Here is a 20,414-nt window from a genome sequence, read left to right on the forward strand (position 1 = left end):
GGCCCTCAATCTTCCGCCGGACAGCCGCGCCGCCTAAGCGTTCCTCGGTTGTTCTCCCTTAGCGTTGTTTAGCGTACCTTCCACGCTATGCCCTCAATAGCGGATGGTTTCGACGCGGGTGCCCGTTTGTTTCGCGAGATCGCCAATTTTCATATTAACCCTATAGTAACTTCAGGGTGCATATGACAGGCCGTAACGACGCGAATCGGATCAGACATGGCGCAAGCCCACTGCTCAAAGACTGGCGAAACGCACACGGCTATCGCCGCGTTCGCGTTTTCACGTCCTGTCGACGGGACGTCTGCGCTTGAATCGATACCAGTTGCGCAGGGCGACATCGCAGCCCTCACAAAGACCTCTTTTGCCTCCGCATGGACTTTGCAATGACAGGTCGCAGAAAATCGGCTAGAGGCCTCTCCATGTTTCGCTGGAGCTTCCTCCTTCTTTGCATGCTTGTCGTGTCGCTTACGACCGTAGCGACCGTGCATGCCAACGAAGTTCCAAACCCGACACTCTCTGCGACCCAGACCAGCATCGAATGTTCTGGCCAAGTTCACAGTGAAGGGGACGGCGATCAATCGCAGGGCGATTCCGATAAAGCTGTTCCCCATCATCATGGTTGCCACGGTGGGGTCTCCTTCCTGCCCGCCCGCGCCACTGAGACGACCGTTTTCGCTATCGTCACGGAAACGCTGATGACCGTCGATGAGGCGGTTCCCGGTCGTTGGTCCGTCGGGCCTGATTTGCGGCCTCCTATCGCCTGATTGAAAGTCAACTGACTGTCGCCCGTATTCCGGGTGCGCAGATTGATGCCTATCAATCAGGAATTTCTACATGCACAGGATCATTGCGGCCTTTCTGGCTGCCACGTCTTGCGTCGCCGTGGCGCAAGCACAGGATAATCTAACGGCGCAGCAGTCTGTAGCGGCTGTGTTCACTCTCGATGATGCAGTCGCGGCCGCAGGCGGAAGCGCCCCAGCAGCAGATGCGGCTCAGGCTGGGATCGATGCAGCTCGCGCGGGACGGACCGTGGCGGGCCTCCGCCCTAACCCTACTGTCCAGAGCCAGGTTGAGAACGTCGTTGGTTCGGGGCCGTATGGCGGTTTTCGCCAAGCCGAAACGACTGTTGGGGTCAATATCCCGATCGAGCTGGGCGGGAAGCGTTCGGCGCGCATTGCGGTAGCGGACGCCCAATCGAACAGGGCCGTGCTAATCGCGGCTATCACCCAAGCCGATATTCGGGTGCAGGTGACTGCACTCTATATCGATGCGATTGCGGCGGAACGCCGGGTGGTGACGGCCCGCGATCAGCTTCGTATCGCGCAAGATGCTCTTAATGCCGCCAAGGTAAGGGTTCAGGCGGGTCGCGCTTCGCCGATCGAAGAGCAAAGGGCAGATGTTGCACGGCTGAATGCCCAAGCGGGCGCGGAGCGGGCAGCCAGGCTCGCGGATGCGGCGCGTGCCAATCTCGCGCGTCGGATCGGCAAGCCCATTTTCGGGCCGCTGGATACCGCCGTGCTCGATTTGCTGCCACCTGCTACTTACGGCCCCAACTCGGTAGAAAGCGCTGGAACGCTGGCCATGGCGGCGGCCGATGCGGATCTTGCCATCGCCGACGCCGGCGTCCAGCTCGCAAAATCCCAGCGCGTTCCAGATGTAACGGTCGGTCCGGCGCTCCGGCGTCTTGAGGTCAGCAAGGATATCGCGGCGGTCTTCTCCGTTTCGATCCCGATACCGCTGTTCAATTCCGGTCGGGCAGCGGTGGCGCAGGCAAGCGCGGAACGCAGTCGCGCAGAAGCTCAGCGTCGTATGACCGCGCTCGATGTAGAACAGGCCATTACCGATGCCCAGGCCGAGGCTGATAATGCCGCGACCACGGCGCGCAATGCCAGCGGGCCTGCACTTGTAGCAGCGCAGGAGGCCGCCCGCATCGCTCGTGTCGGGTATCGCGAAGGCAAGTTCGGACAGCTCGATTTGCTCGATGCCGAACGGACCCTCGCCGACACGCGCGTCGCCGCGATCGACGCACTCGCCTCGTACCAGAACGCCAAGGCCCGGTTGCAGCGTCTCACCGCTCCCGCGCCAGAACAGGGGAATTGATCCTATGAAACTTACGAAAAGCACTGCGCTTCTAATGCCACTGACCTTGGCCTTTCTTCTCGCCGGTTGTGGTGGCGGCAGCGAGGCCAGCAATGAGACTGCCCCCGCCAACCAGCAGCAGGCAGATGCTTCCCCCGTCGAGGGCAAGATAACGCTCTCGCCGGACCAAATCGCGTCGGCAGGCATCCAGATTGCTCGGCCGACCGTGGGAGGGGGAGGAACGCTAGAGCTGCCGGCGACGATCGAGGGTGATCCGCAAGGCACACAAGTCGTATCGGCAGCGATTGGCGGGCGTGTCGTATCGTTGACCCGGAATCTTGGTCAGTCGGTGGGGCGCGGGGATACTCTGGCCGTCATAGAAAGCCGAGAAGCGGCGCAGCTCAAGGGCGAAGTTGAGGCATCTCGCGCCCGTCTCACGTTGGCAAACTCCAACCTGGCGCGCGAACAGCGACTGTTTGCGCAGCGCGTGTCGCCGGAGCAGGATCTGATTGCTGCTCGAACTGCGGCCATCGAAGCGCGGATTGCCTATAATCAGGCGCAGCAGCAGGTCTCCGCCGCCGGTGGGGGTGGGGGCGGTCTCAACCGTCTGGGCATTGCAGCGCCCGTTTCCGGTCAGGTCATCTCGCGCAGCGTTGTTCTGGGTCAGACCGTCGCGGCGGATGCTGAACTCTATCGCATCGCCAACCTTTCCAGCGTTTCGCTGTCGCTCAACCTACAACCCGCTGACGCGGGTCGGGTTAAGCCGGGCAATCTCGTCACGGTGACGGCCGCGGGTCGTCAAGCGACGGCCAAGGTCAGCTTCGTGTCTCCTGCGCTCGATGCACAGACGCGATTGGTCCCGGTCATCGCTACGCTCGACAATCGGAATATGGAATGGCGGGTGGGCGAGCCGGTGACGGCTTCTGTCCAGCTCACTGGCAGCGGAGGGGACGGCGCAATCAGCGTGCCCACGACAGCGGTGCAAACCGACGAGGGCAAGTCGGTCGTTTTCGTCCGAACCAAGACTGGCTTCCAGGCCGTCCCCGTTACGTTGGGCGACAGCAGCGGCGCCAGTGTAATCGTGCGCTCGGGCCTGAAGGGCACCGAGCAGATCGCTACCGTCAACAGCTTCACGCTCAAGGCCGAACTCGGCAAGAGCGAAGCGGCGGAGGATTGAGCCGATGATCGCCCCAATCGTGAATTGGGCGGTTCACAAGCGCTGGCTCGTCCTGCTTCTGACCGCCATAGCCGCCGTTATCGGCGCCGTCGCCCTGTATCGTCTCCCGATCGACGCGGTGCCGGACATCACCAACAATCAGGTGCAAATCAATATCAAGGCGCCTGCCCTTTCGCCCGAACTGGTCGAAAAGCAGGTGGCCTTTCCTATCGAAACAGCACTCGCCGGTATCCCTGGCCTTGATAATACGCGATCGCTTAGCCGGAACGGTTTTGCGCAGGTCACGGCTGTTTTCGATGAATCGACGGACATTTATTTTGCCCGGCAACAAGTCGGCGAGCGTCTAACCGGGGTTTCGGAAAATCTCCCCAAGGGAGCTGTCCCTGAAATGGGTCCGATTTCCACGGGTCTGGGCGAGGTCTATATGTGGACCGTCAAGCTTCAGCACCGCAAGGACGACAAGCATCTGCCCGGTGAACCCGGCATGCAGCCTGACGGAAGTTATATCACCCCGGAAGGCGACCGCCTCACTGACGAGACTGAACGGGCCACATATCTGCGTACCACGCAGGACTGGATCGTAAGCCCATTGCTGAAGAACACCAAGGGCGTCGCCGGCATCGACTCCATCGGCGGCTATGTGAAGCAATTTCAGGTTGTCCCCGATGTCCAGCGGCTTGCCTCGCTAGGCCTCACCCTCACCGATCTCGGCACTGCGCTCGAACGCAATAACACCAGCGTTGGCGGTGGATTTGTCAATCGCAATGGTGAAGGGCTGGCTGTTCGCTCCGACGCCCTTGTCCGCAACGCCAACGAATTGTCGCGGATCATCGTCGCCACGCGCGACGGGACGCCCATTACCCTTGGCCAGGTTGCTGCCGTCAAAACCGGGCAGGCCATACGTATGGGTTCGGCATCCGAAAATGGCACGGAAGTCGTCGTTGGGACTGCCATCATGCGTATCGGCGAGAATAGCCGTACCGTGTCGACGGCCGTAGCAGACCGCTTGCAGGAAATTCAGGCATCGCTTCCGCCTGACGTCGTTGTGCAACCGGTCCTCAATCGAACCGCACTGGTTAACTCAACCATCAAGACGGTCGCGAAGAATCTGAGTGAAGGTGCACTGCTCGTCATCGTCGTTCTGTTCGCTCTGCTCGGAAATTTCCGCGCCGCACTCATCGCCGCGATGGTCATTCCGGTGACGATGCTGCTGACCGGATTTGGGATGCTCAAAGCCGGCGTGTCTGCCAACCTTATGAGCTTGGGCGCTCTCGACTTCGGTCTTATTGTCGATGGTGCCGTCATCATTGTGGAAAATGCGCTCAGTCGTATGGCGCATCGCCAGGAACATGAAGGTCGCGTGCTGACCCTTCATGAGCGGTTGAATGTTGTCGCATCGGCGGCGCGCGAGATGATCCGGCCTTCGGTCTATGGCCAGGCCATCATTATCCTTGTTTATGTCCCGCTGCTCACCCTGACAGGTGTCGAGGGCAAGACCTTCGTGCCAATGGCGCTTACCGTCATTATCGCGTTGGTTTTTGCCTTTGTTCTCTCACTGACGGCCGTCCCGGCAGCGATCGCTATCTGGCTGTCCAATCGTGTCGATGAGAAGGATGGTCGGATCATGAGCTGGCTGAAGGCCCGCTATGAACCCGGTCTCGACAAAGCGATGAACCGGCCAACCTTGACCATAGGCACGGGTGTCGGCGGTTTCGTGCTGGCCATCGCGGCGTTCATGTCGCTCGGCCAGGTCTTTCTTCCCCAACTCGATGAAGGCAATCTCCTCATCCAGGCCCTTCGTATCCCTGCCACCTCTGTCCAGCAGAGCCAGGCTATGCAGGTTCCCATCGAGAAGATGCTTACGGCTCAAAAGGAGGTGCAGTTCGTCTTCTCCAAAACAGGCACGTCCGAACTTTCGTCGGACCCCATGCCGCCCAACGCCACCGATATGTTCATCATCCTCAAGCCTCGCGACCAATGGCCCGACCCGAGTCTCACAAAGGCGGATCTAGTCGCTCGCTTCGAAGCCAACCTGAACAAATTCCCCGGCAACGCATATGAGATCACACAGCCGATCCAGATGCGCTTCAATGAGCTGATTGCTGGCGTGCGAGGCGATCTAGCGATCAAGGTGTTCGGCGACGACTTCAACGCCATGAACGCCACCGCAGAGAAGATCGCCAGCGTTCTCAGGCGCACTCAGGGCGCTGCGGACGTCAAGGTCGAGCAGACCACGGGTCTTCCCATGCTCGATATCCGGGTAAATCGCGATGCCATGTCCCGCGTCGGTGTGACTGCGCAGGACGTACAGGACATCGTGACCGCAACTTTGGGCGGTCGCGAGTCCGGGATGATCTTCGAAGGGGATCGGCGCTTTCCGGTGGTGATCCGTCTATCGGAAGCCCAACGCGCTGACCTATCGACGCTACAGCAGGTCCAGGTTCCTCTTCCTGGGGGCAAGTTCGTACCCCTCGCGAGCGTCGCCGACATCAGGATCGTGGATGGTCCAAACCAGATCAGCCGTGAGAATGGAAAACGCCGTGTTGTGGTGCAGGCGAATGTTCGTGGACGCGACATCGCCAGCGTCGTGGCAGATGCGCGGGCTACCATCGCCAAGGACGTGCGCCTGCCAGCAGGCAGCTATCTCGTCTGGGGCGGCCAGTTTGAAAATCTGGCCTCCGCGCGCGAGCGGCTGCAACTCGTGATCCCGGCCTGTTTCGTACTTATCCTGATGCTCCTCTATGGGGCGCTCGGGTCAGCTCGCGACGCGGCTATCGTCTTCACGGGTGTTCCTCTGGCCCTGGTTGGTGGCGTGCTGCTCCTGTTCTTGCGGGGCATAGACTTCTCCATATCTGCCGCTGTGGGCTTCATCGCGTTGTCCGGTATCGCGGTGCTGAACGGCCTCGTCATGGTCTCCTCCATTCAGGAACTTATGCGACGAGGAATGGACAGGGCAGAGGCCGCCCGAACCGGAGCGATCCAACGTCTTCGCCCCGTCGTGATGACGGCATTGGTCGCAAGCCTTGGCTTCGTGCCGATGGCCTTGGGGACAGGTGCTGGCGCTGAGGTCCAAAAGCCTCTCGCGACCGTGGTTATTGGCGGTCTCATCTCGGCAACGCTGCTCACCTTGTTTGTGCTTCCGACGCTCTATGCCCGCTACGGCCGGCGCGAGATTCCTCTCTACGAGGATCTTGAAGAGCATGAAGAGCTGCAAGGCGGCGAACAGCATCCGCAACCTCAACACTGATGAGCGAGGGTGAGGGCATGTGCGTCATGGTCTCCCCGTCCTCGAAGACAGTGAGAATTCGAACATGATTGAGGAAACCGTTTTTATGGCGCCGATTTCACAGTTGAGGAGCTGGAGCTTCATTTCGGAGCTTGCCGGATATGAGCATTGGCATCCGCACTATCGGTTCAGCTGGCTCAGTCCGCAGGCAACCCACGCCCAGCTCTCGTTTCGGTTGTTCGATTGGCGCCGGGTCAGGCTGTGGGTCGAGATCGACAATATCAACAAGCCGCAGGGTTTCGGTTGGCGCGGGCAGATCAGCAGCTTTTTCAAGTTCAGCGAGCGCTACGAAATCCTCCCCGCCAAGACCGGCTCAGAAGTGCGCCATGTCTTCGAAATTCGAGGCGGGCTGGGCAACCTTTCGGGCTGGCTCTCGCGTCGCACCATACGCGAGGAAATGCAGGAGCATGATTTCGCCCTGCTGAAAGCCCTCAAGAAGCGCGCTTTACGTCCGCCCCACGGCAAGGCGCAACTCAAACTCGTATCGACGGCCCCGACACGCGGATCGGCCAATGACTGAGCCGAACCCTTCGTCCCGTTACACCGATCGCATCAGCGTGCCGCCGTCGGCGCGCCCCATCTGAAAGGATTTATCATGGTAGATAATGCTGCCCATCAAGGCCTGCCTTGCCCCGTTTGCAAAGTCGATCTCGTCATGAGCGAGCGGCAAGGCATCGAAATCGATTATTGCCCGCAATGCCGGGGAGTCTGGCTCGATCGCGGCGAACTCGACAAGATCATCGAACGCAGCATGGCCGAGCAGCCGGCCTATCAGGAACCGAGCAGCACGCTGGGCATGTTCGGCGACAAACATGGCCGGAGCGGTAAGCATGGTGGCGGCCACGGGAGCAGTCACGGCGGCGGACATGGCGGGCGCAAGGGCTTCCTGCGCAACCTGTTCGACTAATCAGCAATGAATCGGCCACCGCACCAATTTGAGCCTTTCTGGACGTGCGAGATGGCCCGCGCCATGGGCGCCGCGCCCCCTCGGGCGCCCATGGCGATAGATTTGCACAGTGGAGATGCCGGATGGGCAAGTGGAGGACTACCGGGTTGTTGCCGCTGCCCCTGCTATTTGTTGGCGGGGCCGCAGCCATAGCCGTTCTGACGGCATGTTCTGACCGTACCGCCGGCGATGACCCTGACGGAAGACATGATCGCAGTTCGCTGCCGGCGCTGATCGGTGAGCAAATCTATGCCTGTGACGACGGCTCCAAATATGATGCCGACTTTCTTGCCGACGGTCTGACCCTGGATATGGCTCGGCTACCTGCCGAAAAGCCGGTGCGACTGTCGGCGCCGGCAACTGGCCTGACCTATGTGGGCCATAATCTCAACGTGGCCATCTCCGGCAGCGGCGCGCTGACGATGACCCGTCCTGATCGCAAGCCTGTACGGTGCCTTCGCATCCGCTCAGAACAGGCGATCGGAAACTCCGCGAAGGAGGATGCAGGTGGCTGACATCCCTCCCAATGGACCTTCGGCAATCGAACGGCGGACACTCTGGATCGTTTTGCTGTTGAATGCGGCCATATCGGCGGCTTTTTTCGTAACCGGGTTGGTCGGCGATTCAAGTGCTTTGATCGCCAATGGTGTCGATAATCTCTCAGATGCCGCCGTCTATGCGCTGAGCATTGCGGCTTTGACGCGCGGTCCGGTGTGGAAGACCCGCGCAGCTTCTGTGTCAGGGATCATGCTGCTGGTCTTTGCCGTCGGCATCCTTGCCGATGTGGTGCGTCGCTATATCTACGGCAGCGAGCCGATCGGCAGTGATATGATGGTCATGTCGGCAATAGCGGGGGTGGTCAATTATGTCTGCCTCAGACTGCTTCAGAAACTTGACGCCCCCGACGTCAATCTGCGTGCAGCCACAACCTTCAGCTTCAACGATTTCGTCTCGAACGGCGGAATATTGGTCGCCGGCGGCCTGGTCATTTGGCTGAAGACCAACTGGCCTGATCTGATCGTCGGATTTCTGACGGCCGCCATCGCCATCAAGGGCGGTCTCGAAATTCTCAAGGACGCCGGGAATGATGCGAGCGCAAATCGAGAGGCAGGACTGAAATGACATCATATCGAATGAAGAGCGTGACGCTCATCGGGCTGAACTTGGCCATTATGGCGATATCCTCTCCGGCAGCGGCGCAGCATGCCTATCACCAACGCGCATCGCCTGCAGCTACAGAGGCTGCTTCGACCACCGAATATCGGGCCGTCAACAGCCAGATGCATGGGGCGATGGACGTCCCATTTTCAGGTGACGCCGATGTGGACTTCATGCGCGCCATGATCCCCCACCATGAAGGGGCGATCGCTATGGCCGAGGTCGAGCTGAAATATGGCCGCGACCCAGAGGTTCGTCGCCTCGCCAGTGAGGTCACCAAAGCCCAGCGGCAGGAGATAGCAGAAGTGCGCGCCTAGCTTGCCAATCATGAGCGGCAGAAATGAACTGGCGCGGCTCAATCCGCCCATTTGCTCTGCATGAAACAATCGAAAGATCGGAGATGGACGCATGACCGAGAAGCTGAAACTCGATATACCACTGGTGCTGCCGGAGGTAGCGGACACTGCCGATGCTTGCGTCGGTCGCCTGCTGAAATCCATCGGGGGAAGGGCAGAGGTCGAAACGGCGCATGTCGTCGCGGCCGTCGATGGCGCGCCGGCAAAACTGTGCGTCCACTACGACCCCAACCAGCTTTCGATGCAGCGCATCCGCGACTTCGTTCAGAGCGCGGGCGCCTCGATCAGCGACCGCTATGGCCATGCCCATTGGGACATGACAGGTATCGGGCATCAGCGTCGTGCCAGGACCGTGGGCGATAAATTGCGCGGTTTGCCCGGAGTGCTTGAGGCCAGCGCGGATGCATCGGGCATGGTTCGGGTCGAGTTCGATCGGGAAGAGACTTCCGACAAGATCATCCTGGCGGGGTTGGCTGCGATGGGCGTCAGGCCGATCACTCGTGCCAAGGCGCAAGAGGATCATTCAGGCCATTCCCACGGCGCGGAAAAGGCGAAGTCTGGGGAAAGCCATGCTGGACACGACCATGACAGCGAAGACGGTGGCCATGAACATGGTGGCATTTTCGGCGCCAATACCGAGCTGATCTTTGCGCTGCTATGCGGTGCATTGCTGGGGATCGGCTATGGCATCGAAAGGCTGTTGGTCGGGGCGCCATCGTGGTTGCCCACGGCCTGTTATATTGGAGGTTATTTCTTCGGCGGCTTTTTCACGCTGCGCGAGGCCATCGACAATCTGAAACTCCGCAAGTTCGAAATCGATACGCTTATGCTGGTCGCGGCTGCCGGTGCCGCCGCCCTTGGAGCATTCGCCGAAGGCGCGTTGTTGCTCTTCCTCTTCAGCCTGGGTCACGCACTCGAACATTATGCCATGGGGCGCGCGAAGCGCGCGATCGAGGCGCTGGCAGAGCTGGCACCAAGGACCGCCCTGGTTCGCGGCAAGGATGGAAGCACCCATGAAGTCCCGGTGGAGGATCTAGCGATCGGCGACGTCATCGTCGTCAAGCCGGATGAGCGGGTGGCCGCCGACGGCTTCGTCATCAAGGGGACCAGCGCAATCAATCAGGCTCCCGTCACGGGCGAGAGCATGCCCGTTGATAAAAAGCCGGTCGCGGACGCCGCTGCTGCGCGCGCAAACGCCGATCGCCTAGATGCAGAGTCTCGCGTCTTCGCCGGTACGATCAATGGCAGCGGGCTTCTCGAAATCGAAGTCATACGACTTTCGAGCGAAAGCACGCTCGCCAAGGTGGTCAAGATGGTGAGCGAAGCAGAGACGCAGAAATCGCCGACCCAACGGTTCACCGACAAGTTCGAGCGTGTTTTCGTCCCGGCTGTTCTCGCGCTGGCCTTCATCCTTCTGTTCGCATGGGTGGTGGTCGATGAGCCATTCCGCGACAGTTTCTATCGGGCCATGGCGGTGCTGGTGGCGGCCAGCCCCTGTGCGCTCGCCATCGCAACGCCCAGTGCGGTTCTGTCAGGGGTGGCGAGGGCAGCGCGCGGTGGCGTGCTGGTAAAGGGTGGTGCGCCGTTGGAGCTGCTGGGTTCTCTCAACGCCATAGCTTTCGACAAAACGGGGACGCTCACCAAAGGCGAGCCGCGCATCCAGAAAGTCATCACCGCTCCCGGTGTTGAAGAGGAAGAACTGATGGCCATCGCAGTGGCGGTTGAATCGCTGAGCGATCATCCGCTCGCGCAGGCGATTGCGCGCGATGGCAAGGACTATGTTCGCAACAGGCCGATCCCGGAGGCCAGCAATCTGAAAAGCATGACTGGGCGGGGCGTTTCGGCGCTGGTGGACGTTGATGAGGTGCTGATCGGCAAGGCGGAAATGTTCGGGAATGATGGTATCCCTCCACTTTCCGCGCAAATGGCAGACGCGATCGAGGAGCTGCGCAAAGGTGGCTTCACATCGATGATCGTGCGTCGGGATGGTCAGGATCTCGGTGCGATCGGGCTGTTGGATACGCCGCGTGAGGCGGCACGCGCTACCCTTGAGAAGCTGCGGGCGCTCGGCATCGAGCGCATGATTATGATCTCTGGCGACAATCAGCGGGTGGCGGATGCAGTCGCCAAGCAGGTCGGCATCGACGAGGCGTGGGGCGACCTCATGCCCGACGATAAGGTCGAGGCGATCAAGAAACTGAGGGCGCAGGCAAAAGTCGCCATGGTCGGGGATGGCGTCAATGACGCACCAGCCATGGCCACGGCCACGGTCGGAATTGCGATGGGCGCTGCCGGATCAGACGTCGCTCTCGAAACTGCCGATGTTGCGTTGATGGCCGACGACCTTGCGCATCTGCCATTTGCCGTTGGCCTCAGCCGGCATACCCGATGGATCATTCGCCAGAATGTTTTCGTGAGCCTGGGCGTCGTCGCCTTTCTGGTTCCAGCGACTATCCTTGGGCTGGGCATCGGGCCAGCGGTGGCTGTCCATGAAGGCTCGACACTTTTGGTCGTGGTCAACGCGCTGCGGCTCCTGGCCTATCGCGACGCGACGAAGGGATGAGCTGTCGGTCCAAATCAATGGTGTCGTTGCGGCGCCCAGCATGGCCGCGATGATGCTGATCGCGCCGCCATGGTGGGAGACCGCCACGCACATCCTCAGCTTGGGCGCAGCCTACGCGCTCGCGCTGCCGGTGGGGTGGGACCGGGAAAAGGATGAGCGGAGCGCAGGCATCCGTACCTTTCCTCTCGTCGCCATCGCCAGTTGCGGATTTGTGCTGGTCGGCATCGCTATCCTTGGTCGGACGTCGCCTGCGCAGGCCCGAATCCTTGAAGGCTTGATTACCGGCGTCGGTTTCATCGGTGGCGGCGCGATCCTGAAGCATCGCGGCATAGCGTCGGGCACCGCTACGGCCGCCAGCCTTTGGGCGACCGGCGCGCTGGGCGCTGCCGTAGGCTACGGCCTTTATGACATCGCTGTGGTCCTCAGCTTGACCACGTTCCTGACCTTGCGCGGGTCTCGCCCTTTGAAGCGCGCGACACATGACAGCAGCGCGTCACCGGAGAAGGCATGATGTCGGCGATACTCTACACCCTCATCCCGCTGGCGGCCGTTATCATAGGGGCGGTGTTGTCGGTTGTTCGTCGCCCCGGTCCAGCATTTGTGAGCGGGATGCAGCACCTGGCTGCGGGCGTTGTCTTTGCAGCGGCCGCTTCGGAAGTTCTCCCGCAGATCAAACATGGTGCGTCGCCGGTATCAACGCTCATCGGCGGGTTGGTCGGACTAGGCGTCATGCTGCTGCTCAAAGTGCTGGAGGGCAGGGCCAAGGGTTCAGTGGCAATGCTTGGCGCGGTGGGAATCGATATTCTTGTCGATGGCCTCGTTCTGGGGTTGGCCTTCCTTGCCGGTGAAAAGGCCGGGTTGCTGTTGACGGTCGCCCTGACGCTTGAAGTCCTGTTCTTGGGGCTGACGGTGACGGCCGAGCTTGGTGAAACGATCGTTTCGCGATGGCGGATAGTGGGCATCACGGCCGCCTTGGGCCTTCTCCTACCGTTTGGTGCATGGATAGCAGCGCCGGTTGCCCTATTTCCTCCAACCGTCATCGTTGGCTTTCTGAGCTTCGGCATGGTGGCTCTGCTTTACCTCGTAACGGAGGAATTGCTGGTCGAGGCGCATGAACGTCCCGACAGCCCTCTTGTCAGCGCAATGTTTTTCGTTGGCTATCTCGGACTCCTCCTTTTGGAGGAGCTGATGTGATTGTCCCGGCTAACCGACCGCGCGTTCGCCGGATTGCTATAATAGCAGTCCAGTTGGCAGCTTTGGTTGCCGTTCTGATCGGTGCGATGGTGTTTTTCGTCAGGTTCGTGGCGGCGCCGATGCCGCATTCCACACCGCAGACCGTCAATCTCACCATCATTGTCGAGCCGGGGGGATCGCAAGAGGTCAACGGATATCTTGAGTCTGGGGACCGCATGGCGCTCTCCTGGCAGACCGACGGTGCCGACCTTGCCTATCGCTATCATGTCGAGAGCGGACATGAGACGCCGAGCATCTTGGCGATCGGGCTGTCGAGTGACGGCGAACAACAGTTCAAGGCCGCACATGGCGGCTTCTACGGCATCGGCCTCCGGAATTTCACGGGCCGCAGAGTGACCGTGACCCTAAAGGCCACGGGCACCTTCGAATATTTCAGGGCGATGTTCGCCCAGCGCAAGCGGGAGTCCGCCAAGTGACGAGGCTCCCGCATATCCATTCTCAGCTCGCAGCGACCGCATCGGGAGGGAGGCCATCATGACGGACATCGATAGAGTTCTGGCTGCTCGAAATGCTATAATTCAACGCAATGCCGCGATCCGCAATGCGACGGCACCGGCCACTATCGATCCGAAAGCGGCAGAGGCCTTCGCCGCGAAACTTCAGGGCGCACTTAGCGCCACCGCAACCAGCGTACCGGCATTGACGGTCAATCAGCCTTCCCCAACGGATAGCGTCCGCTCCGCGATCGCCAGCGTGAACGAGACTATGGAACAGGAGGATGTGGCGACCGAGGCATATGAGCGCGGAGAAACAACCGACATAGCGGCGGTGATGCTGATGAAGTCGCGTTCGGATATCGAGTTCGAGGCAACGCTTCAAATCCGCAACAAGCTGCTCGCCGCATATAAGGATATCATGAACATGCAGATTTAGCGCTTGCTTACCTCGCCAGCCGAAGGGCCCAGTAGCGTAGGTGAGACATTTCTAACTTGCGCGACTGTGACATTTGGACGTTGCTGTGCGGTTTCCATTTGAAGTGCGATGCTTTTTGCATTGATACTGCATCCGTCTGGCTGGGGCGAGCCCAGCCAGACGGATGGCCGGTTTTCAGGAGACGATGGTGACCTGTTCGCCCATAACCTCCGCTGGCGTTCGGTAGCCCAGACTGTTGAGTTGCACCGAGAACTGACCCGGGATTTTCATTGAGAATTGACCCGGGTGGGTGTGGGTTATGTGCTGCCCAGGTAGGGCGTGGTCAAGGTCTGGGTTTATTCCTTTCTGGATTTTGGCGCAGCGGAACTGGCCCTGAAGCGGAAGCTGTCATTGCCCGTTTCAAGGATGTGGCAATGGTGGGTGAGACGATCTAAGAGGGCGGTGGTCATCTTGGGATCGCCGAAGATTTTTGCCCATTCGCTGAAACTCAGGTTGGTGGTGATAACGACGCTGGTGCGTTCGTACAATTTGCTGAGCAGATGGAACAACAGGGCTCCGCCTGACGAGCTGAACTGCAGATATCCCAGTTCATCGAGAATGATGAGATCGAGTTTGAGCAAGCGCTCAGCGAGTTGCCCGGCCTTGTTGGCGGCCTTTTCCTGCTCCAGTGCATTGACCAGATCGACGGTGGCGAAGAAACGCACTTTCCTGCGGTGATGCTCGACAGCCTGTACGCCAAGGGCGGTGGCGATGTGGCTTTTACCGGTGCCAGGTCCCCCAATCAGCACGACATTGTCGGCGCTGTCGATGAAGTCGCAACGGTGGAGTTGGCGCACAAGAGCCTCGTTGATTTCGCTGATCGCAAAATCGAAGCCTGCCAGATCCTTGTAAGCCGGGAACCGGGCAGCCTTGATCTGATAGGCAATGGAGCGAACCTCACGCTCGGCCATCTCTGCTTTGAGCAACTGGGATAGTATGGGTACGGCGGCCTCGAAGGCAGGCGCGCCCTGCTCGATGAGGTCACCAACGGCTTGAGCCATACCGTACATTTTGAGGCTGCGCAGCATCACGACCACTGCGGCGCTGGCTGGATCATGACGCATGGCGCATCTCCCTCAAGGTGTCGTAGCGTCCGACATCAGCTTTGGGCTCCTTGGCAAGGCGCAGGGCTTGCGGGGCATCGATCGGAGGCGCTGGTGGCGCCTTGCCTTCAACCAGGCGGTGCAGGACATTAAGAACATGGGTTTTGGTCGCAACGCCGTCTTTCAGCGCCTGCTCGACAGCGCCCAGAACGGCTTGCTCATCATGATGCAGGACGAGGGAAAGGATTTCGACCATCTCTCGGTCGCCGCCGGAGCGTTTGAGCAACTGGGCCTGTAATTGCCGGAAGGCTTCGGGCATTTCCAGGAAGGGTGCGCCATTGCGCAGGGCTCCGGGTTTGCGCAGAATGACGGCGAGATAGTGTCGCCAGTCATAGATCGTGCGCCCCGGTTTCTGGTGGGAACGATCGATAATCCGCACGTGTTCACATAAAATCTGCCCCTCAGCCACGACGACAAGCCGCTCGGGATACACGCGCAGACTGATCGGCCGGTTCGCAAAGGAGGCTGGCACGCTGTAGCGGTTACGCTCGAAGGCAATCAGGCAAGTGGGCGATACGCGCTTGGTCTGTTCAACGAAGCCATCGAAAGGTCGCCCCATCGGCATCAGACTGGCCACCTCTTCGGCGTGCACATCGGCGATGCTGCCAGGCAGCACACCGTGCTGGATGTCTGCCCATTGCGCGATGCATTGCTCTTCAAGCCAGACGTTGAGGGCATCGAGCCCCGGGAAGCCGGGGCCAGAGGTATTGAGAGGTTGCCATAAACGGCGACGCGCATCCTGAACATTCTTCTCAACCTGCCCCTTCTCCCAGCCCGAGGCCGGATTGCAAAAGTCTGTCTCGAACAGGTAGTAACTGGCCAGCGCGGCAAATCGGGCGTTGACCTGCCGGGCCTTGCCGCGACCGATCTTGTCGACCGCCGTCTTCATATTGTCGAAGATCCCACGCTGCGGCACGCCGCCCAGCACACGGAAGGCCTGCGTCAGCGCGTCGAACAACATCTCGTGTGTCTGGAGAAGATAGGCGCGCACGATGAATGCGCGGCTATGCGACAGCTTGGTATGGGCCACCTGCAGTTTGACCGACTTGCCGCCCAGAACCGCATAATCTTCACTCCAATCGAACTGGAAGGCTTCGCCGGGCTGGAAAGCCAATGGCACAAAAGTGCCACGCCCACTGGTTTGCTGTTCATACTGGCGCTGCCGCTTCCAGTCTCGTGCGAAGGCTGCGACCCTGGCATAAGATCCATCAAATCCCAGCACAACCAGATCAGCGTAAAGCTGTTTGGCTGTCCGCTTTTGCTTGCGCGACTTGCCCGATTCCGCGCGTAGCCAACCCGTCAACTTCTCGGCGAACGGGTCCAGCTTGCTGGGTCGACCAGGAACCTGAAACTTCGGCTCCACCGCGTCGGTGCGAAGATATTTGCGGATCGTGTTGCGCGACAAGCCGGTTCGCCGCTTGATCTCGCGAATGGGCATGCCTTGGCGGAAATGCCAGCGGCGGATCACACTGAGTAAGTCCATGTCGATCACTCCAATGCCTCCCGACTGTCAGCCGGTGGCGAGGAAAGCATGGGTCAATTCTCAGTGAAAATTTCTGCCACTCCCGGGTCAGTTCTCGGTGCAACTCAACAGGTTCAGCCCAGATGCGCGAAATTCCTGATTTTCCAGCGAGCGATCGGTGAACCGACCCTGCCGGTTGGTATAGATGGCGGCGGCAAGCGTGTGCCTCGCCTCGCCTTTGTTGAGACCGGCCTGACAGGCACGTCGCAGTTCCGGTTGTTCAAGCCAATCGAGCGTGAACAAAGTGCGCTCGATACGGCCCAGTTCAGCCAATGCAAAATCCAGCCTGTTCTGGCGTTTGTAGGCGGCAAGTTTTCGCAAGATTACTGACGGCGCCACCGAGCCATCCTTGATTGAGGCGACAATCCTGACGATGTCATCCCAATCGGCCTCGATCGCTGCCGTTTTGATGGTGCGGCCCATCAGATTTTTGATGCCCTTGTATGTCGATGGCGCAGCGATCGAACCCAGCTTGCGGTCGCCAATATCGCGCAGCCGGGGCGCGAAGCGGAACCCGAGTAGGTGGCAGAGTGCGAAAACATGATCGGTGGCGCCGCCGGTATCGGTATAGTGCTCATGCAACGGAAGGTTGCCGGCGCCCAGGACAAGCCCGTCGAGCACGTAAGGCGCTTCACCTGCCGTCGCGGACATGATCCGTGATCCGAATGATGCGAAGTGATCGGAAAGGTGAGAATAGATTTTCACGCCAGGTTCGGCGCCATATTTGGCATTGACGTCCGCCGCCCCTGAACGGCTCCGCCCCGACCGGAAGAACTGGCCATCGGACGACGAACTGGTGCCAGCGCCCCAATGCCGCGCGAAGGGTAATTCGTGATGGGCTGAGATGATCATGGCCAGCGCGGCCTGATAGTTCTCGGGTGAAAGATACCAGTTGTGGGTCCATGCGAGTTGGGCATAGCTGACGCCTTCGCTGGCATTGGCCATCCGCTCCAGCCCGAGGTTGGTGCCATCAGCCAGAATTGCGGCGAGTACCGTGCTGGGGTTGTCGTGCTCCTTGCCTGAGCGCAGGTCACGGAATGCGTTCAAAAAACCAGTGCGTTCGGCGACTTCAAGCAGCAGCTCGGTGATGCGCACGCGGGGAAGCAGGGTATCGAGCTTGCGATCGAGGGCTTCAGCTTCCGGTGGGGTGACAGGCGGCATTTGCTGAAGCTTGAGCCGGTCTCGTTCGAGCGACACTCCCTCAAGCTTGTTTGTTTTCAACTGCTTGGCAAATCGGCGCAGCCGCCAGTCAAGATTTCGTGCCCGGTCAGCGAGGTAGGATGCAGCATTTGAATCGAACGGAAGCACATCCGCCACTTTGGCGGCGTCGCGCCGACCCAGCAAATAGGCATCGAAGCGCTGATAGTTGCGGGTTCCCTCGATCCATACATCACCGGCGCGCAAACGATCACGCAAGGTTGCCATGATCGCAATTTCATAACGTCGGCGGTCGATACGGCCGCTTTCGGTGATGAGACGCTTCCACTGCCGATTGGGGAATGGCAGTGGAACGCCATCGGGAAGGTCGCGCGACTTTCGTGTGTTCGCATCGCGAATGACATCGATGGCTTTGATCAGTGCCGTCCCTGTTCCAGACGCCTTGAAGGTGAAGGCGTCCAGAAATGCCGGGCTGAAACGCCGTAGCGTGGCGTAACGCTCGGTTGCCGTTACCAGTGCGTCCTCGCCGGCAAGATCAGCAAGGGCATCTACTTGGGCCTTTGCCGCAACAAGCCGGTGCCAGCCCACCGCTTCGTCAATCAATTCGAGCGGATCGCCGCCATTCTGGACAGCCTCATCAAGTGCTGTAATCGTGGCGCCAAACAGCCGCATGAGTTGCCCCACCGACTGAATACTATCTTGGTAGCGACGCTCGCGCCCACGCCGCGCGCGCGTGAACATGCCGCCGATAAGTCGGTCAAACATTTGGATCGCGGCATCGGCAAGTCTGGCCTCAAGGTCGATCACTGCGGCCGTCAACGTCGCCCGCCTGCGATTGACGCTGTAATCCGAAAGCAGGAATGCCGGTGCCACGCCGCCCTCGCGGACAAATTGGGCAAAGCGGAGTTCCGGAATGGCGCCCCCAACTACCGGGTGGATACCTATGCCGCGAACATAGCGCAGGCGCTCAAGCAAGCCATTGATATTGGCCGCAGTCCGGGCTTCTTCGAAATTACGCAACCACGCCAGCGGTGTCATGCCGAAATCCGGGTTGTTGATTACGAGTTCGTCTAGCCGTGTCAGTTCAGCAGAGCTGAGGCCTTCGACGATTGCGGCTGCGGCAGCTTTGCGTGCGCGTGCCCGGCCAGCAAGACCGGCGCGTTCCAGTGTGTCGCCTGACGGAAGAATGAACCGCTCACCCTTCAGGCCAACCATGAGGGCGCGAACAATCGGTTCACCTCTGTCTGTATACTCGGCGGCTTGCGCGGCAAGATTCAGGGCAAGTGCCAGGTCGCCGCGTCGAAACGGGCGTATGCCAAGATAACGCGCCACGAGATCGGCATGATCGGTACGGGTTTGCGCGCGCTGACCATATGCAGAGAAGGAGGAAGGATCGACGAATAACTGTGCCGCGAGGTACTGAAGAATGACGTCGGGAAGCCCGATCTCGGGTTGCAGACCAAAGCCGGGATGTCGCATCAAAGCGATTTGTGCAGCCAGACCGAGGCGATTTGCTGGACCATAGCGGCGCCCAACCAATTCAACATCTTCCGCAGAAAGGGTATAATGCCCAATGATCGCGGTTTCTTGGACAGGAGGATCGAACAGGCGCCGGCGCTCGTCTCCGGTCAGAAGTCGGCGTCGTGCCATTTTGCTCTCCCGCTGAGGCGAATAACAAAATTGACACCAAAGCGGCTTGCACTGGAGGGAGGCCATTCGTTGCCGGTTGATCCCCGAGCAATCACCCGGCGCAGCAAGACAGTTTGGCGACATCCTTATCAAACGTTTGGGCCGCCAGTTTGAGGCCTTCCACAGTGGTCAGGTAAGGAAATATCGTTGCACCCAATTCCAGGGTGGTCATGCCGTGTTTGATCGCCAGCACCAGTGTCTGGATCGAATCCGCGCCTTCGGGTGCCATGATCTGGCCGCCCAGCAAACGGTCGTTCGCCTTGTCGGCAATCAGTTTGATGAGACCCCGCGTATCGCGTGCTGCCAGTGCCCTTGGCACAGCATCGAGCGGGAGCAGCGAAACCTTGATGTCCAGGCCTTGCGCCCGTGCTGTCGTTTCAGTGAGGCCGGCGCTGGCGACTTGCGGGTCGGTGAAGACGACGGATGGCATGGAGGAATTGTCGTAGCGGTATTGGTTGCCCGTCACCGCGTTGCGCGCGGCCAGTTTTGCGCCATAGGCGGCCATGTAGACGAACTGGTCCCGTCCCGTTACATCGCCCGCCGCGTAAATGCCTGGAACCGACGTTTCGAGGTGGTCATCGACGACGATTCCACCATTACGGGCAAGCACTATGCCGCGCTCCTCCAGCCCAAGCCCGTCGCTATTGGGTCGGCGTCCGGTGGCGATGAGCACCTGTTCCGCCGCGACGGTGTCACAATGCCCCTCGCAGGTCAATTCGACCCCGCTCTGTGTTTGGGCGATACGCTGATAGCCGACACCTGAGCAAACCCGCACGCCCTCGGCTTCCAAATAGTTTTTCAGCGCGGCACTCACTTCCGGGTCCATTTCGGGGAGCAGGCGGCTTCGGCAGCAGATGGTGACATCAACGCCCAGACGCGAAAACATCTGTCCCAGTTCTACCCCGATCACCCCGCCACCGATCACCAGCAGCGATTTGGGCAAGCGATCCAGCGCCAGCGCCGATGTGCTGGTTAGGTAGGGCACGCTGTCCATCCCCGGAATCGGCGGCACGGCGGCGTGCGCACCCATCGCCAATATGACCTTGCCGACCTTCATGGGCGCATCGCCGACAATCAGCGCACCATCGGCAAAGCGTGCCTTGCCCTCGATATAGCTCACACCGTCATAGGCGGGCAGCAGATCGACATATTTTTTTTGGCGCAGCGTCGTGACAAGATCGTCCTTCGACGCCGCCAATACGGACCAGTCA

Annotated in this window: 17 protein-coding genes and 1 pseudogene; 14 read left to right on the top strand and 4 right to left on the bottom strand. The window is 60.0% G+C overall.

From position 1 onward, the window contains the following. The first annotated feature begins 419 nt into the window (after window positions 1-419). From ACZ9HU_RS21760 to fliE, 14 genes are all read left to right on the top strand, one after another. Window positions 420-764, top strand: coding sequence for a hypothetical protein (locus ACZ9HU_RS21760; RefSeq protein WP_127709257.1), 345 nt, complete (start codon window positions 420-422; stop codon window positions 762-764). A gap of 70 nt (window positions 765-834) precedes the next feature. After that, window positions 835-2,100, top strand: coding sequence for a TolC family protein (locus tag ACZ9HU_RS21765; protein WP_127709255.1), 1,266 nt, complete (start codon window positions 835-837; stop codon window positions 2,098-2,100). 4 nt (window positions 2,101-2,104) lie between these two features. Continuing rightward, complete coding sequence (locus tag ACZ9HU_RS21770) at window positions 2,105-3,256, top strand: efflux RND transporter periplasmic adaptor subunit (RefSeq protein WP_181953045.1); 1,152 nt, start codon at window positions 2,105-2,107, stop codon at window positions 3,254-3,256. 4 nt (window positions 3,257-3,260) lie between these two features. Continuing rightward, window positions 3,261-6,503 (top strand): efflux RND transporter permease subunit, encoded by a 3,243-nt coding sequence (locus tag ACZ9HU_RS21775; protein WP_127709253.1) that lies wholly within the window; start codon window positions 3,261-3,263, stop codon window positions 6,501-6,503. Window positions 6,504-6,588: 85 nt separating this feature from the next. Then, window positions 6,589-7,062: an SRPBCC family protein gene (locus tag ACZ9HU_RS21780; protein WP_476107982.1), complete on the top strand. Its 474-nt coding sequence runs from the start codon at window positions 6,589-6,591 to the stop codon at window positions 7,060-7,062. Window positions 7,063-7,197: 135 nt separating this feature from the next. After that, complete coding sequence (locus ACZ9HU_RS21785; protein ID WP_445326842.1) at window positions 7,198-7,449, top strand: TFIIB-type zinc ribbon-containing protein; 252 nt, start codon at window positions 7,198-7,200, stop codon at window positions 7,447-7,449. Window positions 7,450-7,571: 122 nt separating this feature from the next. Beyond that, window positions 7,572-8,003, top strand: a complete 432-nt coding sequence (locus tag ACZ9HU_RS21790; RefSeq protein ID WP_476107983.1) for a hypothetical protein — start codon at window positions 7,572-7,574, stop codon at window positions 8,001-8,003. Further along, on the top strand, window positions 7,990-8,610 hold the full coding sequence (locus tag ACZ9HU_RS21795) for a cation efflux transmembrane domain-containing protein (RefSeq protein WP_476107984.1): 621 nt from the start codon (window positions 7,990-7,992) through the stop codon (window positions 8,608-8,610). Before ACZ9HU_RS21790 ends, ACZ9HU_RS21795 begins: the two co-directional genes overlap by 14 nt. Further along, the gene (gene copM, locus ACZ9HU_RS21800; protein ID WP_476107985.1) at window positions 8,607-8,963 is read left to right on the top strand and encodes a CopM family metallochaperone; all 357 of its coding nucleotides are present in this window, start codon (window positions 8,607-8,609) and stop codon (window positions 8,961-8,963) included. Before ACZ9HU_RS21795 ends, copM begins: the two co-directional genes overlap by 4 nt. Before the next feature lie 91 nt (window positions 8,964-9,054). Next, a complete protein-coding gene (locus ACZ9HU_RS21805) occupies window positions 9,055-11,565 on the top strand; it encodes a heavy metal translocating P-type ATPase (RefSeq protein WP_476107986.1) in 2,511 nt (836 codons plus the stop codon). A gap of 40 nt (window positions 11,566-11,605) precedes the next feature. Beyond that, window positions 11,606-12,076 carry an MgtC/SapB family protein gene (locus ACZ9HU_RS21810; RefSeq protein ID WP_476107987.1) on the top strand — a complete coding sequence of 157 codons (471 nt, stop codon included), beginning with the start codon at window positions 11,606-11,608 and terminating at the stop codon, window positions 12,074-12,076. Then, the gene (locus ACZ9HU_RS21815) at window positions 12,076-12,759 is read left to right on the top strand and encodes a ZIP family metal transporter (protein WP_476107991.1); all 684 of its coding nucleotides are present in this window, start codon (window positions 12,076-12,078) and stop codon (window positions 12,757-12,759) included. The genes ACZ9HU_RS21810 and ACZ9HU_RS21815 overlap by 1 nt, the downstream gene beginning before the upstream one ends. 53 nt (window positions 12,760-12,812) lie before the next feature. After that, window positions 12,813-13,235, top strand: a complete 423-nt coding sequence (locus ACZ9HU_RS21820; RefSeq protein ID WP_476107988.1) for a hypothetical protein — start codon at window positions 12,813-12,815, stop codon at window positions 13,233-13,235. 58 nt (window positions 13,236-13,293) lie between these two features. Beyond that, window positions 13,294-13,692, top strand: coding sequence for a flagellar hook-basal body complex protein FliE (fliE, locus tag ACZ9HU_RS21825; RefSeq protein ID WP_124810865.1), 399 nt, complete (start codon window positions 13,294-13,296; stop codon window positions 13,690-13,692). A 335-nt stretch (window positions 13,693-14,027) separates the two neighbouring features. On the opposite strand, the gene istB is transcribed toward fliE, so the two are convergent. From istB to ACZ9HU_RS21845, 4 genes and pseudogenes are all read right to left on the bottom strand, one after another. Continuing rightward, window positions 14,028-14,795 carry an IS21-like element helper ATPase IstB gene (gene istB / locus ACZ9HU_RS21830; protein ID WP_476107989.1) on the bottom strand — a complete coding sequence of 256 codons (768 nt, stop codon included), beginning with the start codon at window positions 14,793-14,795 and terminating at the stop codon, window positions 14,028-14,030. Next, complete coding sequence (istA, locus tag ACZ9HU_RS21835) at window positions 14,785-16,317, bottom strand: IS21 family transposase (protein ID WP_476107992.1); 1,533 nt, start codon at window positions 16,315-16,317, stop codon at window positions 14,785-14,787. The genes istB and istA overlap by 11 nt, the downstream gene beginning before the upstream one ends. Before the next feature lie 105 nt (window positions 16,318-16,422). After that, window positions 16,423-19,164: pseudogene (locus ACZ9HU_RS21840) on the bottom strand (Tn3 family transposase); the annotation flags it as partial. Window positions 19,165-19,255: 91 nt separating this feature from the next. Further along, window positions 19,256-20,414, bottom strand: a 1,159-nt coding sequence (locus ACZ9HU_RS21845) for a dihydrolipoyl dehydrogenase family protein (protein ID WP_476107990.1), incomplete at its 5' end; no start/stop codon positions are given.

It is taken from the genome of Novosphingobium sp. Sphag1I, assembly GCF_056279125.1.

Bases quoted from the DNA above. Each gene is read 5' to 3' on its own strand.
- istB (WP_476107989.1), bottom strand. From the start codon at position 14,795: ATGCGTCATGATCCAGCCAGCGCCGCAGTGGTCGTGATGCTGCGCAGC.
- ACZ9HU_RS21765 (WP_127709255.1), top strand. From the start codon at position 835: ATGCACAGGATCATTGCGGCCTTTCTGGCTGCCACGTCTTGCGTCGCC.
- ACZ9HU_RS21815 (WP_476107991.1), top strand. From the start codon at position 12,076: ATGTCGGCGATACTCTACACCCTCATCCCGCTGGCGGCCGTTATCATA.
- ACZ9HU_RS21810 (WP_476107987.1), top strand. From the start codon at position 11,606: ATGGCCGCGATGATGCTGATCGCGCCGCCATGGTGGGAGACCGCCACG.
- ACZ9HU_RS21790 (WP_476107983.1), top strand. From the start codon at position 7,572: ATGGGCAAGTGGAGGACTACCGGGTTGTTGCCGCTGCCCCTGCTATTT.
- ACZ9HU_RS21770 (WP_181953045.1), top strand. From the start codon at position 2,105: ATGAAACTTACGAAAAGCACTGCGCTTCTAATGCCACTGACCTTGGCC.
- fliE (WP_124810865.1), top strand. From the start codon at position 13,294: ATGACGGACATCGATAGAGTTCTGGCTGCTCGAAATGCTATAATTCAA.
- ACZ9HU_RS21785 (WP_445326842.1), top strand. From the start codon at position 7,198: ATGAGCGAGCGGCAAGGCATCGAAATCGATTATTGCCCGCAATGCCGG.
- ACZ9HU_RS21795 (WP_476107984.1), top strand. From the start codon at position 7,990: ATGCAGGTGGCTGACATCCCTCCCAATGGACCTTCGGCAATCGAACGG.
- copM (WP_476107985.1), top strand. From the start codon at position 8,607: ATGACATCATATCGAATGAAGAGCGTGACGCTCATCGGGCTGAACTTG.
- ACZ9HU_RS21775 (WP_127709253.1), top strand. From the start codon at position 3,261: ATGATCGCCCCAATCGTGAATTGGGCGGTTCACAAGCGCTGGCTCGTC.
- istA (WP_476107992.1), bottom strand. From the start codon at position 16,317: ATGGACTTACTCAGTGTGATCCGCCGCTGGCATTTCCGCCAAGGCATG.
- ACZ9HU_RS21805 (WP_476107986.1), top strand. From the start codon at position 9,055: ATGACCGAGAAGCTGAAACTCGATATACCACTGGTGCTGCCGGAGGTA.
- ACZ9HU_RS21780 (WP_476107982.1), top strand. From the start codon at position 6,589: ATGGCGCCGATTTCACAGTTGAGGAGCTGGAGCTTCATTTCGGAGCTT.
- ACZ9HU_RS21760 (WP_127709257.1), top strand. From the start codon at position 420: ATGTTTCGCTGGAGCTTCCTCCTTCTTTGCATGCTTGTCGTGTCGCTT.